14 protein-coding genes are annotated in these 15,349 nt (G+C 69.7%); 5 read left to right on the top strand and 9 right to left on the bottom strand.

Going from position 1 to position 15,349, the window contains the following annotated elements:
• Nucleotides 1-3: 3 nt before the first annotated feature.
• Both IFT89_RS00505 and IFT89_RS00500 read right to left on the bottom strand, forming a co-directional pair.
• Nucleotides 4-1,554: a S1C family serine protease gene (locus IFT89_RS00505; RefSeq protein ID WP_307783353.1), complete on the bottom strand. Its 1,551-nt coding sequence runs from the start codon at nt 1,552-1,554 to the stop codon at nt 4-6.
• A 143-nt stretch (nt 1,555-1,697) separates the two neighbouring features.
• Entirely contained in the window at nt 1,698-2,279 is a 582-nt protein-coding gene (locus IFT89_RS00500; protein WP_229939165.1) for a TetR/AcrR family transcriptional regulator, read from the bottom strand.
• Between the two features lie 93 nt (nt 2,280-2,372).
• On the opposite strand from IFT89_RS00500, the gene IFT89_RS00495 reads away from it, so the two are divergent.
• Nucleotides 2,373-2,996, top strand: a complete 624-nt coding sequence (locus tag IFT89_RS00495; protein ID WP_137242957.1) for an NAD(P)H-dependent oxidoreductase — start codon at nt 2,373-2,375, stop codon at nt 2,994-2,996.
• On the opposite strand, the gene IFT89_RS00490 is transcribed toward IFT89_RS00495, so the two are convergent.
• A complete protein-coding gene (locus IFT89_RS00490; protein WP_202937911.1) occupies nt 2,971-6,504 on the bottom strand; it encodes a TM0106 family RecB-like putative nuclease in 3,534 nt (1,177 codons plus the stop codon). The two genes, IFT89_RS00495 and IFT89_RS00490, sit on opposite strands and share 26 nt — an antisense overlap.
• A gap of 214 nt (nt 6,505-6,718) precedes the next feature.
• Here IFT89_RS00490 and IFT89_RS00485 point away from each other — a divergent pair, with 214 nt between their 5' ends.
• The gene (locus IFT89_RS00485) at nt 6,719-7,111 is read left to right on the top strand and encodes a (deoxy)nucleoside triphosphate pyrophosphohydrolase (RefSeq protein WP_124767808.1); all 393 of its coding nucleotides are present in this window, start codon (nt 6,719-6,721) and stop codon (nt 7,109-7,111) included.
• Between the two features lie 18 nt (nt 7,112-7,129).
• Here IFT89_RS00485 and IFT89_RS00480 read toward each other — a convergent pair whose 3' ends face one another.
• From IFT89_RS00480 to IFT89_RS00470, 3 genes are all read right to left on the bottom strand, one after another.
• Nucleotides 7,130-8,005, bottom strand: coding sequence for a hypothetical protein (locus tag IFT89_RS00480; protein WP_124767809.1), 876 nt, complete (start codon nt 8,003-8,005; stop codon nt 7,130-7,132).
• Between the two features lie 109 nt (nt 8,006-8,114).
• Complete coding sequence (locus tag IFT89_RS00475; protein WP_124767810.1) at nt 8,115-8,948, bottom strand: siderophore-interacting protein; 834 nt, start codon at nt 8,946-8,948, stop codon at nt 8,115-8,117.
• Between the two features lie 63 nt (nt 8,949-9,011).
• The gene (locus IFT89_RS00470) at nt 9,012-10,490 is read right to left on the bottom strand and encodes an MFS transporter (RefSeq protein ID WP_124767811.1); all 1,479 of its coding nucleotides are present in this window, start codon (nt 10,488-10,490) and stop codon (nt 9,012-9,014) included.
• 136 nt (nt 10,491-10,626) lie between these two features.
• On the opposite strand from IFT89_RS00470, the gene IFT89_RS00465 reads away from it, so the two are divergent.
• On the top strand, nt 10,627-11,262 hold the full coding sequence (locus IFT89_RS00465; protein ID WP_158596626.1) for a uracil-DNA glycosylase: 636 nt from the start codon (nt 10,627-10,629) through the stop codon (nt 11,260-11,262).
• 97 nt (nt 11,263-11,359) lie between these two features.
• Nucleotides 11,360-11,572: a hypothetical protein gene (locus IFT89_RS00460; protein WP_137242951.1), complete on the top strand. Its 213-nt coding sequence runs from the start codon at nt 11,360-11,362 to the stop codon at nt 11,570-11,572.
• A 72-nt stretch (nt 11,573-11,644) separates the two neighbouring features.
• On the opposite strand, the gene IFT89_RS00455 is transcribed toward IFT89_RS00460, so the two are convergent.
• From IFT89_RS00455 to IFT89_RS00445, 3 genes are all read right to left on the bottom strand, one after another.
• Nucleotides 11,645-13,102, bottom strand: coding sequence for a catalase (locus IFT89_RS00455; protein ID WP_079704299.1), 1,458 nt, complete (start codon nt 13,100-13,102; stop codon nt 11,645-11,647).
• A gap of 115 nt (nt 13,103-13,217) precedes the next feature.
• Entirely contained in the window at nt 13,218-13,664 is a 447-nt protein-coding gene (locus IFT89_RS00450; protein ID WP_191939941.1) for a Fur family transcriptional regulator, read from the bottom strand.
• A 156-nt stretch (nt 13,665-13,820) separates the two neighbouring features.
• Nucleotides 13,821-14,432 carry a TetR/AcrR family transcriptional regulator gene (locus IFT89_RS00445; RefSeq protein WP_064294065.1) on the bottom strand — a complete coding sequence of 204 codons (612 nt, stop codon included), beginning with the start codon at nt 14,430-14,432 and terminating at the stop codon, nt 13,821-13,823.
• 119 nt (nt 14,433-14,551) lie between these two features.
• On the opposite strand from IFT89_RS00445, the gene IFT89_RS00440 reads away from it, so the two are divergent.
• Nucleotides 14,552-15,325, top strand: a complete 774-nt coding sequence (locus IFT89_RS00440) for a lysophospholipid acyltransferase family protein (RefSeq protein ID WP_124767815.1) — start codon at nt 14,552-14,554, stop codon at nt 15,323-15,325.
• Nucleotides 15,326-15,349 lie beyond the last annotated feature (24 nt).

The raw sequence follows: 15,349 nt of genomic DNA, 5'->3' as shown, positions 1-15,349 counted from the left end.
CGATCAGCCGACCGGGCCCTCGATCAGCGTCACGTCAGCGGTCTGGGAGGTTCCACTCGCCGTGGTCCAGGTGACGGAGACCGTCTGCCCGGGCTCGAGCGTCGCCATCGTCGCCGTCAGGGTCTGAGCGGAGTCGATGGCGACACCGTTGAGGCCGGTGATGACATCGCCGGCTGCGAGGCCGATCGACGCCGCCGGCGTGTTCTCGATCACCGAACCGACCACGGCACCCGGCACGGTCTGGGCTGCGCCGGACGCTGCCAGACCGATCCCGATGAAGGCCGGGTAGCCGATCGTGACGGTGTCGGTCTCGACGCCGGTGCGGATCTGGTCGACGATGGACAACGCGTCGTCGATCGGGATGGCGAATCCGTCGATGTCGGTCCCACCGGAGGAGGCAGCGGTGTCGACGCCGACGACCTCGCCCTCCGAGTCGTAGAGCGGCCCGCCGGAGTCGCCCGATTGGATGTCCGCGTCCGTCTGGATCAATCCGGTCAGCTGCTTGCCCGCCCCGGTCGCCTCATCCTGGACCGTGATGTCCTGCTCGAGGGCGGTCACGGACCCGTCCGCCGCGCTGGGCGTCCCACCCGTGCCGCCGGCGTTCCCGACCCCGGTGACGGCGTCACCGACGGCTGCGCCGCCGTCGTCGTCGATCGTGACGGTGTCCAGCCCTGAGGCGCCGTCGAGCTGCAGGAGCGCGACGTCGTTCGTGGCATCCGTCCCGACGACGCGTGCGTCGTACTTCTCTCCGGTCGCCACGACGGTGACGACGATGCTCGTCGCTCCCGCGACGACGTGGTTGTTGGTCAGGATCTGGCCATCGGCGGTGAGGATCATCCCGGTTCCCGCGGCGGCGGCCCCCTGGTAGGCCAGCTCGGTGTCGATGTCGACGACTCCCACGGATTCAGCGGCGGTGGCACTCCGGGTGTTCGCCGTCGCGGCATCCGGCGTCGCCTGCTGCGGCCCAGGCTGCCCACCGGGAGCGCGGAAGCTCTGACCGCCGTCGTCCGGCACCGTCTCCGTCACCTGTGAGGAGGCGGCGACGCTCTGGAACGCGCCGGCCGCCAGCGAAGCGAGGCCGAGGCCACCGGTCACGAGGGACACGACCGTGGCGGCCGTCGCAGCGGCGATGATCCAGCCGATGGGCTGCTTCTTCGCGGGAGTACCCGTGGTCGACAGCGGCTGAGGGATCGTCTGCTGTCCGTACGGTTGGGGCTGCCAGGTGCCGGAGGGCGCGTACTGGCCCTGGCCGGCGGCGTACGGTCCGTACTGACCCTGCGGGCCCTGGTGATGACCGGGCCACACGTGACCGCTCGTCGCGTGGGGAGCCGTCGCGTAACCGAAGGGCGTCGTGGGCTCGCGTCGTTGACCACCCGCGGCCGTGTTCCCGGGGTAGCCGGCCGGGGGAGTGACGTCCACACCGGGCTGGGGCTGGTACGAGCCGGTGGGCGGCTGGTACGGATCGAGAGCGGGGGACGACTGCGGCGTCTCCGCCGCTCGAGTGCCGTCCGTTGGACGCGGCTCAGGGCGTTCTGGGTCTGGGGTGGTGTTCACGGGGATTCCTCTCGGCGGGGGTGCTGAGATCATCTGACTCCCGCAATCCGAGTGAATCGTCTGGTTCGACCATGAACGACCTTTGAGCTTCCCGACCGTTTCCCGGATGACGATCGTGTACAGGCTCCATGCGAGACGCCACCTCAGGGTCGCGTGAGCAACGCCTCCAGCGCAGGGCGGGCCGCTGCCTCGGAGATGTGTCCGGCGACGACGAGTTCCGCGAGCCCGTGGACCGCCGCCCAGACCGCCGTGGTCAGGGCGGCGATGACCTGCGGCTCGGCGCCGGGGGCCAGCGACGCCGTCGTCTCGGCGAGCAGCGCCTCGACGCCTCCGATGAGTGGCGCCATAGCCTCACTCGGTGAGCCGGGGACACAGACTTCGGGGTCGTAAATCAGGCGGAACCGCTCCGGGTGCTGCGCCGCGTAGTGCACATACGTCGAACCGATCCGGACGGCCGCCTCCCGTGGGTCTCGACCCGCCGTCGCCTCCCGCTCTTCGCGCATGGCGTCCAAGAGCTCGGCCATGCCGCGTTCACTCAGCCGCTTCAGGAGCGCGGTCCGGTCGCCGAAGTGGTGGTACGGCGCGTTGTGACTGACCCCGGCACGGCGTGCGACCTCCCGCAGGCTCAACGAAGCATGGCCCTGCGTCCGCATGAGTTCGAGTGCAGCGTCCTCGAGCGCCGGCCCGAGGTTGCCGTGGTGGTACGTCGTCGTCGATCTTGACACAAGCAACATCGTACCCGTAGAGTCGGTTCCAGCCGGAAGTGGACAGTGTCCAGATTCTTGGCACTGTCCAGACCTACAACTGTTGGAGAACTCATGCCCGCCCTCGTCATCGACGGACACCCGAACCCCGGGTCCCTCTGCGCCGCCCTCGCCACCAGCTACGCGGAGGCGCACGGCGACGCCACCGTCCTCGCCGTCCGCGACCTCGCGTTCGACCCGAACCTCCGCCTCGGTTACACCCGCCGTCAAGACCTGGAACCCGACCTCGAACGGGCGTGGGAGCAGATCCTCGCCGCGGACCACATCGTGATCGTGGCTCCGGTCTGGTGGGGATCGATGCCCGCACTGCTCAAGGGGTTCTTCGATCGCCTGCTGCTGCCCCGTCGCGCCTACCGGATGAAGTCCAACGGCCTCCCTGAGGGGCTGCTGGCGGGCCGTACCGGTCGGGTGATCGTCACGTCGGACTCGCCCTCGTGGTACCTGCCGCTCGTCGGCGACACGACGGTGAAGCAACTCCGTACCACCACCCTCCGGTTCTGCGGGATCAAGCCGGTCGCCGTGAACCGGTTCGGTCGGGTGAAGGATTCGACCGTGGAGCAGCGTCAGCGGTGGCTCGCGAAGGCGGCGCAGAACGGTCGCACCGACGCGGCGCGACGGAATCCTCGCCCCTCCGCAGCCCCGGCGGAGCTGGTCAGTGGCCGTCGACCAACCGGATGAAGGCACTGAGCTCGGCCACGCCCTCCGGCGTGACCGGCAGGTACTCGGTGAGCGCGGGGGAGTGCACGAGGTACGCCGCCCACTGGGCGCGGGAGATCCCGACGTTCAGTCGGTTCTTCATCAAGAGGAACGACATGCCCCGCGGGACGTCGGCGGGGGAGGACGCGGCCAGCGACACGATCGCGATGACGGCCTCCTGACCCTGGAACTTGTCGACGGTCCCGACGCGCACCCCGTCGAACCCGGCCGCGTCGAGCGTCGCTCGGACGACGGCGACGTGGGCGTTGTAGGGACAGACGACGATGATGTCGGCCTCGCCCACCGGGTCGTCGATGCGGCCGGCATCCGGATCGGTCCAGCGGAGCCCGATGCTCGACCGGACGAGCTCGGCGACGCGGTCGGCCTCCTCCTGCGAACTCGTCGCGTTTCCGACGTGGTGGACCGGGACGACGTGCAGTCCCGGCGCACGACCCTCCAGACGCCGCTTCGTCGTGGCCGCTGCTGAGCGCAGCTCGCCGCCGTACGACAACCGCGAGACCGGCTCGGTGACCGCGGCATCCATCCGCCAGGTCTCGTGGAGGAAGTAGCCGAGTTCCGGAGGGAGGACGTCGCGACCGTCGGCCACGAATCCGAGGGCCGAGGTGTCGATCGGTTCGGGATGCGTCCCCTGGCTCACCTGCGGCAGCTGCTGCGGGTCGCCCAGGAGCAGGAGGTTCCGCGCGGCGACGCTCGCCGCGATCGTGTAGGCGAGCGAGAACTGACCGGCTTCGTCGACGACGAGGAGGTCGAGCGATCTCCGGTCGAACCGGTTGGGGTTGCTGAAGTCCCAGGCCGTCCCGCCGATGACGAAGCCGCCGGTCTGCTCGGCCATGAACGCGCCATGACCATTGGCCGGGAGGACCGTGTAGCCGCGCTCAGCATCCGGGTCGGCACCGGATCGTAGGGTCTTCGCCACGAGCGCGGGGGAGAGCCCCGCCTTCACCACACGCTCGAGGAGGTTCTCGACGACGTCGTGCGACTGCGCCACGACCCCGATCCGCCAGCCGTGCTGCTGCACGAGGGCCGTGATGACGTGCGAGGCGACGTAGGTCTTGCCGGTTCCGGGCGGCCCCTGGACGGCGAGCGCCGAGTCGTCGAGGTCGAGCAACGCGGCGGTCACGTCCTCGATCGTCCGCCCGTCTCCGCGGTGGGGGAGCGGCTCACCCGAGCTCGTGCGGGGCGGCCGTCGCCGCAGGATGTCGACGACGCCGTCGTCCGGCCACCCTGGAGAGGCGTCGAGGACCGCTTGCCCCCACTCGGCGATCGCGTCGACCTGTGTTCCGGGTCGCGGGGGAGGAGACGGCGTGAGCGCGACCGGCAGCTCCGTGTAGGGCTCACGATCCGTCTTGAGCGTCTCCTGGATGAGCAGGGAGTCGTCGTCGACCTCGAGGACCGTGATCTGCCCCGCCGGTCGCGAGCCGGGCTCGGCGCGGGGGAGCGTGTACGGTCCCGGGTGGTCGTAGACCGCGAACGGGTCGGCGCCGACCTTCACACTGCTGCCGGGAGCCCATCGGCCGCGGAGTCGGACGTGACGGCGGTCGCTGCGCTGCCGTCCCTCGCGGAACCAGTCGCGCTCGACGATTCCCGAGGTGACGGTGAAGACGTTCCGGGTGTCCTCCCATTCGTCGCGCGCGGCGATGAGTCGGGAGAAGTGCTCCTGCCAGAACGATTTGTGCTCACGCCGGTGGTAGTCGATGGCGGCCGCCGCGAGCGCATACGCGGTGGCGTCGTCGGAGCGTTCGGGGTCGAGGGGGTCTCCGGCCAACGCCGTCAGCGCGTCGTGGAGCGGCGTCGGTTCGTCCACCAGGGGCTCAGGTGCGTCGGTGACGAAGGTGCCCGGCAGCACGCCCCGTTCCGCACCGAGGTCGAGCAACCAGTTCCGCAGCCGACGGGTCGACTCGCAGTCGTACGCGTTGTACTCGGCGATCTCGGCGAGCTTCCGTTCGCCTTCGGCGACGAGCTCCGGGTCGCCGCTCCGACTCAGCTCGCGCGCCTCCGCGTAGGCGGTGATGGATGCCGCGGCGTCGGTGACGTCGCTGTCGCGGTGGTCCTCACCCATGTAGAGCGGCTCGAGCTTCTTGATCGAGTACGACCGCGATCCGACACGCACCGTCTTGCGGACGAACGGGTAGAGGTCGAACAGCACGGCCTCGCGGAGGAGGTCGTCGATCGTGTCCTCCCCGACCCCGTGCCGGGCGGCCAGCGAGAGCAGGTGCGTCCGCTCGTAGGCGGCGTAGTGGTACACGTGCATGCCCGGGAACTCGGCACGGCGGGCGGTGAGGTAGGCGAGGAAGTCGATCAGGGCCGTGCGCTCCTCATGGAAGTCGTGCGCCCACCAGGATCGGAACCGGCCGTCGGTGTCGACCAGGCCGAACAGGTAGTCGATGCCCCACCTCGTGCGGTCGCCCCGTCGGGCGTCGCCCGGCTCGCCCTCGGTGTACAGCGGGTCGCCCTCGAAATCGAAGAAGACGTCGCCCGGATCGGGTTGCGGCAGGAGCCCGAGCGCCGCGGCGTCGTGCACGCGGAACGCCGGCACGCCGGCGGCGGGTGACGGCTCGAGCTGCAGGTGCGCCTGCTCGCGCAGCGCAGCGAGCGTGCTCTCGGCGATGCCGTCGACCGTCCCGCCGGCGCCACCCGACGGCCCGTGCGGCCCTGGTCGCTCGGTCGACCCGGTGAGCGTGAGCGACGCCAGATCGTCGATCGTGGCGATGCCGGCCGCCAGCAGGCGGTCGCGCTGCGTCAACCGGAGCCCGGCCACCAGCAGGACGTCGCGTGAGGCTGTGATCTCGGCGTCGCACCACGCGCATCGTCCGCAGACGCTGTAGCGCTGATCGCCCCAGGCCACCGGGGCGTCGGCTTCGAGCCGTTCGGCGACGATCCGCAGCAGGCGCGCACGGCGGCGACGGTACACCGGCAGGATGTCGGCCACCGCGTGGGTGCTGACGGTGCCGTCTCCCAGGATGAGGTCGACGTCGTCGTCGACCGGGATCCCGGCCGTCTCCAGCTGCTCCACGTAGGCGGCGAGCTGGAGGAGGGCGGTCACCTTCGGTGAGCGCGCGAGTTTGGTGTCCTGCACGCGATACCGGCCGTCGGGCCGGCGCACGATGAAGTCGGCGAAGCCGATGAACGATCCGTCGAAGAACGCGGCCTGGAAGACGACCGGGGCTCCGTCGCGGAACGCCGTGATCGTCGACTCGACGGCTGCGGCGAGCGCCACCGCGTCTCGGACGTCGGGGCGGTCGAGCTCGACGACGCCGGTGCCGAACTCGGCGCGGTACGACTCGAGGACGCGCAGCTCGTGCTGGTCGCCGAGCTTGGAGGTGCGCATCAGCATCTCGTCCTCGGGCTGTACGATCGGTTCGATCCGACCGAGCTTCGCGTCGACCGTGCGCAGGAAGGCGAACTCGCAGTAGGAGGCGTTGGAGAGGTCGCTGGCGCTCGTGATGGCGGAACCGTCGAGGAGGAACATCGGTGCGGTGGGTGCCTTTCGAGACGACTACTGCGGGGGCTGGTCCGCCTCCGATCGCTGTCAGTCTGGCACGCACCACCGACCACGGCGCCGCCGCGGGACGCAGGCTGTCGTCAGCCGAGGGGGAGCCGTCTGTGGAGCGGCGTCGGGCGTCCTCGATCCCGCGTCCCCTAGCCTGGACAGCGACCACGACGCCACGGGACAGGAGCGCATGATGACCACCACGATCCAGGTCGTCGCGGGTGTCGCCTCACAGGACGACACCGTGCTCGCATGTCGGCGGGCACCCGGGCGGGCGTCCGGTGGACTGTGGGAGTTCCCCGGCGGCAAGGTCGAGCCCGGCGAGCAACCGCAGGACGCGCTGGCTCGTGAGCTGCGCGAGGAGCTCGACGCCGACGTCGCTGTGGGGGCGCTGCTGGACCGCTCCACCGTCACCGTGGGCGAGCTCGTCATCGACCTCGCCTGCTACGAGGTCGTCTTCCGAGGGGCACCCCCGGTCCACAGCACGGACCATGACGAACTGCGCTGGGTCACCCGCGAACAGCTCCTCGGACTGGACTGGGCGACCCCCGACCTCCCGATGGTCAGGCGACTCACCGCGAGCTGACCCCGGAGACGCGGCGTGTCAGTCGGCCGCGTGGAGCGGAATGCGCGCGAGCGTGCGTCCACTGAGCACGAGATCGTCGTTGGTCGAGGTGATCGCCAGCTCGGTGACCGTCCACTCGAACAGGGTGACGTCGCGCCAACGCTCGAGGAATGCGGCGAGCGCCGCGGTCTCGGCAGCGTCGAGCTCATCGCGGAAGTGGTGCAGGCCCACCCCGACGAGCGGTGATGGACGCCCACCGACGGCCCGCTGGATGGGGCCGAAGGCGTCCGCGATGGCGGGGAGGTAACAGCGTCCGCGGTTGAAGCCGCCGATGACGGGGCCCGCCAGCCTGACCCGGAAGGGCGTGAACGCGCCGACGCTCGTCCGCAGCCCGTCGAGGAACCCGGAGTCCGCATCGATGGAGGAGAGCGTCGCGTGCAAGCGGTGGGCGCGTCGGAGCTCGATGCCTCGTGCGAGTTTGGGGGCGAAGGGTGCCGAGGCGAGATCGGCCTCGTAGCTCAGGAAGATCGGATCGACGAACAGTCGTTCGATCGGGACGGGGACGACGACCGCCAGGCGCGCCTCGGCGTACCGCCCGCCACGGTAGACGCCGTCAGGACTCGCCGCGAGCGCGAGCGGGTGGTCGGCGTCGATCAGGGGGAGCTGGGCGTACCGGTAGCGCTCGTCGAAGGTCAGGGCCTCACCTGGTCGGAAGGTGGAGCGGACGACGTCCCAGCTGCGGAGGGCGTCGTGCGAGTGCGACGACGTGTCCGCAGCGCTCGAGGCTGTTTCGGGGACATCGACCTCGAACGCCCGGTCGGCGGATCCACCGGTCACCGTCCGGATCAGACCCGTCGCGACGCCGGTCGGCAGCGCGCCGATCGTGTTTCCGGTCGCACCGGCGGGAGAAGGCATGTCGTGAGGTTAGTGGAGCCGTCAGCCCAGCGCGTCGGGGACACCCCGAATTCGGGCGATCGACCCAATTAGCGGCGAGGTCGACCAGAACGCCGACACCAGCGGCCGATCAGTGCGCCTTGCCGGCCTTCCAGTAGCCACAGAACATGACACGGTCCTTCGGCATGCCACCACGGACCCAGAGCCGACGCACGTTCGCGGCCAGGGACTGCTCTCCGACGACCCATCCGTAGCACGGGCTGGGCGGCACGCCGAGGGCCGTCGCGGCCGCCAGCGCCGCTCGTCCAGGGATGTCGTGCGGATCCTCTCGGACCACCCATCGCAGCTCGACCCCGTCCGGGACTCGCACGTCCTGCGCGTCGGCGGCGGAGGGGATCTCGACGATCGCCGTCCCGACGGTCGACGCCGGAAGCGAGGTCAGGATGCCTGCGACGGCGGGGAGTCCGGTCTCGTCCGCGACCAGCAGCACCCGGTCGACGTCGGCCGGGAGGTTGAACATGCGCCCCTCGTCCAGCAGTGCCACCGCATCGCCCACCTCGCATGACTGGGCCCAGCTCGCCGCGGGCCCCGCAGTCCCCTCGGCGGCCGACCCGTGGATGACGAAGTCGACGTCCAGCTCCGGCCCGTCGGGCCCGTCGCGCCGGAAATCCCGCACCGTGTAGTTCCGGAGCACCGGTCGCACGGACTTGGAGATCGCGAGGTACTTGGCGTAGGCCAGCATGTCGAGCTTGGTCGGCAGCCGCTCGAGCCCGCCCTCGGAGACCGGGATGAAGAACCGGAACCACTGGTCGTAACCGAGGAACGTGAAGTCGGCGATGTCACCGCCACCGAGGGTGACCCTGGCGATGTTCGGCGAGATACGCGAGCGGCGGACGACCCGCAGCGTGAGGAGTGTCGCCGCCTCGGGTTTGATGCGCGCCGTCTCGGCATTCGTGCGAGCCACTCGAGCCCCTTCCTCCGGCGGCTCCGGCGGCCGCGACTGAGGCTACCCTAACTCAGGTCACCCTTACTTGGAGGATTCGGGTGCGACGGCGTTGACCTTCCGCGAACGGGTGTCGAGCAGCGCGAAGACGAGCGCCACGACGACGAAGCCGATCGTCACGAGGGTGCTGTTGCGGTACGCGTCGTGATAGACGTCGAGCGAGGCGCCCGACGCATCGCCGCCGTTTTCCGAGTACACGGTCGCGTAGAAGGTGGCCGTCGCGGCGGCGAGCCCGACCGCGGTGCCGATGCGCTGGCCGAGCTGACCGATCGATCCGGCGACACCACCGGAGGCCACGGGGATGTCCGCGAGCATCAGCGTCTGGTTGGGAGAGATCACCGCGCCGCCGCCGATGCCGGCCAGGAGCATCGCGGCACCCATCGCGTACGGCGTGATCTCCGGGGGCGTGATGAACGCGAGGAGCGAGTTGAGACTGAACCCCACCACGACCAGTACGAGCCCACCGACGACCAGGGGGCGTCCGAGGCGGTCGACGACCCGCCCGCTCAACCACGAGCTGACGGCTGAGGCGAGGGCGAAGGGGATCGTGATCATGCCCGCGAAGACCGGCTCGAGCCCGAGCCCCTGCTGCACGAACAGCGTGAGCGTGAGGAAGGTGGCCGGCATCGCCGCGAAGTACGTCGTGGAGATCAGGACGCCGTTGCGGTAGCTGCCGAGCTTGAACAGGGAGAAGTCGACGACGGGTGTCTTCCCGGCGCGTTGGTAGCGACCCTCCCACCAGGCGAAGAGGCCGGCGAAGACGGCGAACGCGACCAGCAACCACCAACGCGCCGGGTCGTCGCCCGGGGAACCGGTCGTCAGGACGAACGGCAGCATGAGCGACAGCACGGCGAGACCGAGGAACACGATGCCCACCGGGTCGAGCGATCCGGCACCCGCCTCGTGCGGCTGCTGCTTGGGCAGCAATCGGGCGGCGATCGGCAACAGAATGATCGCGAGCGGGACGTTCATCCAGAAGAGCAGGCGCCAGCCGTCCTCCGGGCCGCCGATGGCGATGAGCAGACCGCCGAGCGTCGGTCCGAACGCCGTCGAGAGGCCGATGATGGCTCCGAAGAGCCCGAAGGCGCGGCCGCGCTCCTTCCCCACGAACAACTGCTGGATGAGCCCGATGACCTGCGGCATCAGCAGACCCGCGGCGATGCCCTGGAGGATCCGCCCGCCGATGAGGATGCCGACGCTCGGTGCGACGGCGCACGCGAGACTGGCCGCCCCGAACACGCTCAGGCCGATCATGAACATGCGACGCCGCGAGTGCAGGTCGCCGTAACGCCCGGCGGGCACGAGGATGAGACCGAAGGCCAGGGCGTACCCGGCGACGATCAGCTGCAGGGCGGTCGGGCCGGCGTCGAGCGCCTGCTCGATCGACGGCAGTCCGACATTGACCTTCGAGAGGTCGAGGATCGTGAGGGCGGCGACCGACACGCAGATGGCGAACGCGCGCCACTTCGTCCGGTCGTCGGGGGCGGTTCGCTCGTCAGTCATCCTGGCCAGCCTAGGCCCGCGTCAACCCGGTCCGCCCCGGCTTGACGGGCACGAATCCACCGTCCTGTGCAGCATCTTCAGCCTCAGAACCGGCTCAGACGATGACGGGGCAGCCGTCACGGGCTACGCTCGGAAGATGCATATGGATGCCCCTCGCGGGCTGCAAGACCCCGACGAACTGGCCGAACGACACCGCATGCTGGCCGAGTCGCCGGCACTCGCACCGCTGCGCGACTGGTCGGACGCGATGATGACCCGCCGAGGACGGCGGCAGGCGGACCTCGTCCTCCCGCTCGTCGACCCGGCCGACGCGGCCGTCAACGCGAAGACGCTGATCCTCCTCGACGCCCCGGGGACGCTTGCTCCCGACAGCCTCGACGCCCCGGGATCCGGCTTCGCCTCGGTCGACAACGACGACCCGATCGCCGAGAGCCTCTGGAATCTGCGGAACGACATCGGCTTCGACGACGTCATGGTGTGGAACATCGTCCCGTGGTACCTGAGCGCCGGGCGGAAGAAGCCGAACGCGCCCGAGGTCGCTCAGGGAGCGATGGAACTGCGCGCCCTCCTGCCCCTCCTCAAGAACCTGCGCGTCGTCGTCCTCTGCGGACCCCACGCCCAGGACGGTTGGTGGAAGCACGTCGAGCCCCTGCTCGGCAACACCTACAGCGCCTTCAACGCTCCGCACCCCTCGCCCTTGTCGCTGAAGCAGCCGGGTCGTCGCGAGGAGATCGAGAAGGTCTTCGCCCGCGCCAAACAGGTCGCCGGCTGATCACACACCCCTTTCGCAACCCCTTCGCCCGTCGGGCGAGGGGGTTGCGTGCATCTGAGGCCTCGTTAGGGTCGATGGACGAGGAGAGGAGCATCACATGGACATCGGCACCATCGTCATCCTCGCCGCGCTCGTCCTCCTGGCGATCGCGGCCGTCTGGTACGTGTCACGGCGCGACCGCGCCGCCCGCTCGGCCGACGAACACCATTCGCACGACAACGACGCGGAGGTCGAGCGCGAACGCGCGAGAGGCCTCGCGGAGGGCACCGGCGGCGTGCCGCGCCGTGGCGGCGGCCCGATGGGGTTCTGACCCCGCGAGAGCGCAGCAACGGTCGCCATCCACGAGGAATGGCGACCGTTTCCGCGCTCTCGGCGGTGGGCTCTAGACGAGCGGCGGGAGGCCCGCTGCGACGCGAGCGCCCAGCGTGCCGTCGACGGCGGTCCAGTAGGCGATGACCCGGGCACGGAGCTCGGGGCGCGTCACCTTCGAGACGTGGCCGATGATGTTGCCGACGAGGCGGTCGCGGGCGGCGTCGTCGAGCACCTCGCGCACGAGGGTCCCGGCCTGGCCGAAGTCGTCGTCCTCGGCGTGCAGCGTCGCGGCTGCCCGCACGAGCTCGCCGTCGGACTGCCAGCCGTTGGACTCAGCGGCGCGCGCAGGGTCGGCGTGGGCGCCACCGACCGAGTTGGGTGCGTAGACCGGCGCGTCCGCGTCGTTGAAGGTGTAGCGCATGGCACCTTCCTTCGAGTACGTGTGCACCGGCGCGTGCGGCGCGTTGACCGGCAGCTGTGCGTGGTTGGTGCCCACGCGGTAGCGGTGTGCGTCCGCGTAGCTGAAGATGCGGGCCAGGAGCATCTTGTCGGGGCTCGCCGCGATTCCGGGGACGAAGTTCGACGGCGCGAAGGTCGCCTGCTCGATCTGCGCGAAGTAGTTCTCCGGGTTGCGGTCGAGGGTCATCTTGCCGACCTCGATGAGCGGGTAGTCGCTGTGCGGCCAGACCTTGGTGAGGTCGAACGGGTTGAAGCGGTAGCCCGCGGCGTCGGCGTAGGGCATGACCTGCACGGACAGCGTCCAGCTCGGGTGCTCACCGCGGGTGATCGCCTCGGAGAGGTCGCGGATGTGGAAGTCGGCGTCCTCGCCGGCGATCTGGTCGGCCTGGTCCTGCGTGAGGATCTCGATGCCCTGGTCGGTCTTGAAGTGGTACTTCACCCAGAAGCGCTCGCCTGCGGCGTTGACCCACTGGTAGGTGTGCGACCCGAAGCCGTCCATGTGCCGCCAGGAGCCCGGCAGGCCGCGGTCGCCCATGAGCCAGGTGACCTGGTGCGCGCTCTCGGGGGAGAGCGTCCAGAAGTCCCACTGCATGTCGTGGTCGCGCAGGTGCGAACCCGGGAGACGCTTCTGCGAGCGGATGAAGTCGGGGAACTTGATGCCATCGCGGATGAAGAACACCGGCGTGTTGTTGCCGACGAGGTCGTAGTTGCCCTCGCTCGTGTAGAACTTCAGCGCGAAGCCACGGGGGTCGCGCCAGGTGTCGGGGCTGCCCTGCTCACCGGCGACGGTGGAGAAGCGTGCGAGCATCTCGGTCTCGACACCAGGCTGGAACAGCGCGGCGCGGGTGAACTGGGAGACGTCGCCGGTCGTGACGAACCGTCCGAACGCACCGCCGCCCTTGGCGTGGACGACACGCTCCGGCACCCGTTCGCGGTTGAACTGCGCGAGCTTCTCGACCAGGTAGTGGTCGTGGAGCGCGATCGCTCCGTCTGCGCCGACGCTCTGGGAGTGCTCGTCGCTCGCGACGGGTGCTCCGCTGTTGGTGGTGGTGTAGCTGGTCTCGGACATGTCTCTCCTCGAGGGTGGGGCTGGTCGGACGGTCGGATGGATTCAGCACTGCCACCTTGGCGGTGACAGCTGACGATCGGCATGGAGGTGCCGTCGAGTGGTCTGTGGAACGGCGTCAGGCAGCATCCGCCTGGCACGCGGGGCATACGCCCCAGAACGTGATCTCGGCCGTGTCGATGACGTACCCAGCCGTGTCGTCGGGGTGCATGCATGGCGCCGCACCCTGCGTGCAGTCGACGTCGACCACGGCGCCGCACGAGCTGCACACCAGGTGATGGTGGTTGTCGTCGACGCGCAGCTCGTACCGGCCGGGATGGCCGTCCGGTTCGATCCTGCGCACGAGACCGGCTGCGACGAAGGCGTTGAGCACGCTGTACACGGCCTGTGGGGAGGTCTGCGGGGCTCGCGGCTTCAAGGACGCGACCACCTGCTCCACATCAGCGTGCGGTGTCCGGGCGAGGATCTCGAGGACGGCGAGGCGTCCCGTGGTCACCCGCAGCCCGGCTGCCCGGATCTTCGTGTTGAAGTCGAACGTCGCCGACTCCACCTCCAATCCGTTCATGCAGCCACCGTACCGAGTTGTTTTGAATTAGTCAAAATAAGGACTTCCCCTCCGCGTTGTCCCGCAGCCACCCCAACTCTAATATCAGATATGAGTTGTGGACCGATGGATGACGCCGGATGTGGAGAATTCCCGGTCACGGCGGGGGAGCGCGGGCTACAGCTCGACGGTCAACAGGGGCCGCAGCGAACGTCGGGTCTCCTCGGCCATGTCCACCGAATCACGGTCGAGCAGCCACTGCAGCTGGAGACCGTCCATCATCGCGATGAGCATGCGTGCCGCGCTCGCAGGCTCGACGCCGGCCACCAGCTGGCCCTCGCGCGCCATCACCTCGAAGGAGACGGTCATCCCGTCGATCAACCAGCTGTACCGCCGGACGAAGTGCTCGTGCGCCGGGTGGTCCGGTGAGGTCGCCTCGGCGGACAGGACGCAGTGGAGCTCGACGAGACCAGGGACGCGCATGTTGTGCTCGACGAGGCGGAGGAGCCCGCGGATGCCTTCGATGCCGCTCCCGATCTCGATGCCGGACTCCTCGCGATCCCGGTCGTCCCGGAAGTCGAGGATCGCGGCGAGTAGATCGTTCTTGGTCGAGAAATGGTGGAGGAGGCCGGCCTGGCTCATGCCCACGCGCTCCGCGACCTCGCGGAGCGATCCACTGCGGAACCCCTGCTCGGCGAAGACGTCCATCCCCGCCTCGAGGATCTCCCGGCGTCTCGCCGCCGTCTTGGCGTAACTGCCGCGGGAGCGGCCCGTCTGCGTCACCGTCATCCTGCGATCGTATCGGGCGTGCGGTCCGCCGGCGAAGGGTTCCCGAGGCGCCCCTAGCCCGGTCCTTCCCCAGGTGTCCAGCCCGGTACTTCCCCAGGTCCCTGTCGTACGGTGTCGCCATGAGACGCCGCATCGAGCCCGTGTACGACACCGCCGTCGGTGTCGGTCGCTCCCTCTTCGGCTTCTGGCGCCTGCGCCGTCACGCCACCGGCATCGAGCACCTCCCCGACGAGGGGGGCGCGGTGGTCGCGATGACCCACTTCGGGTACCTCGAGTTCGCACTCGTCGAGTGGGCGACCGTGCTCCACAACCGCCGCCGTATCCGCTTCATGGCCAAGCAGGGTGCCTTCGACCAGCCCATCGTGGGCCGTCTCCTCCGGAGCATGCGGCACATCGCCGTCGACATGCGTGCCGGTGCGGCCGCCTATGCCGACGCCGTCGCAGCGCTCCGCAGCGGCGAGCTGGTCGGGGTCTTCCCCGAGGCCGGTGTCAGCGCCTCGTTCACCGTCCGCGAGCTCAAGTCGGGCGCGGTGCGCCTCGCGCAGGAGGCCGGCGTGCCGATCATCCCCGTCGCGGTCTGGGGCGGTCATCGCCTCATGACGAAGAACCACCGGGTCGGCTTCCGCGAGCGGTTCGGGGTCCCCGTGCACTTCTCGTTCGGCGAGCCGATCATCGTCGCGCCCGGTGATGACGTCGGCACGAGTACCGAGCAGCTCCGCGACCGTCTGCAGGGCATGGTCGACGAGCTGCAACGCGACTATCCCGTCGATGGGACCGGGGCGTGGTGGCAACCTCGCGCCCTGGGCGGAACGGCTCCCACGCCTGCCGAGGCTGCAGCCGCCGACCTCGAACGCGAGCGCCGACGTGAGGCGCGTCGGCAGACGGCGAGCTGAGCGCACGTCCGCCGCGGTCTATCC

It is taken from the genome of Plantibacter sp. CFBP 13570 (assembly GCF_014841395.1).
GTDB classification, from domain to species: Bacteria; Actinomycetota; Actinomycetes; order Actinomycetales; family Microbacteriaceae; genus Plantibacter; species Plantibacter auratus.
Note: the sequence above shows the minus strand (reverse complement) of the source record. Positions and strands in the feature narration are given on the sequence as shown.

Coding starts and splice junctions, on each gene's coding strand:
- IFT89_RS00445 (WP_064294065.1), bottom strand. CDS start 14,432: ATGACGGTGACGCAGACGGGCCGCTCCCGCGGCAGTTACGCCAAGACG.
- IFT89_RS00455 (WP_079704299.1), bottom strand. CDS start 13,102: ATGTCCGAGACCAGCTACACCACCACCAACAGCGGAGCACCCGTCGCG.
- IFT89_RS00460 (WP_137242951.1), top strand. CDS start 11,360: ATGGACATCGGCACCATCGTCATCCTCGCCGCGCTCGTCCTCCTGGCG.
- IFT89_RS00465 (WP_158596626.1), top strand. CDS start 10,627: ATGCATATGGATGCCCCTCGCGGGCTGCAAGACCCCGACGAACTGGCC.
- IFT89_RS00470 (WP_124767811.1), bottom strand. CDS start 10,490: ATGACTGACGAGCGAACCGCCCCCGACGACCGGACGAAGTGGCGCGCG.
- IFT89_RS00495 (WP_137242957.1), top strand. CDS start 2,373: ATGCCCGCCCTCGTCATCGACGGACACCCGAACCCCGGGTCCCTCTGC.
- IFT89_RS00490 (WP_202937911.1), bottom strand. CDS start 6,504: ATGTTCCTCCTCGACGGTTCCGCCATCACGAGCGCCAGCGACCTCTCC.
- IFT89_RS00485 (WP_124767808.1), top strand. CDS start 6,719: ATGACCACCACGATCCAGGTCGTCGCGGGTGTCGCCTCACAGGACGAC.
- IFT89_RS00480 (WP_124767809.1), bottom strand. CDS start 8,005: ATGCCTTCTCCCGCCGGTGCGACCGGAAACACGATCGGCGCGCTGCCG.
- IFT89_RS00450 (WP_191939941.1), bottom strand. CDS start 13,664: ATGAACGGATTGGAGGTGGAGTCGGCGACGTTCGACTTCAACACGAAG.
- IFT89_RS00440 (WP_124767815.1), top strand. CDS start 14,552: ATGAGACGCCGCATCGAGCCCGTGTACGACACCGCCGTCGGTGTCGGT.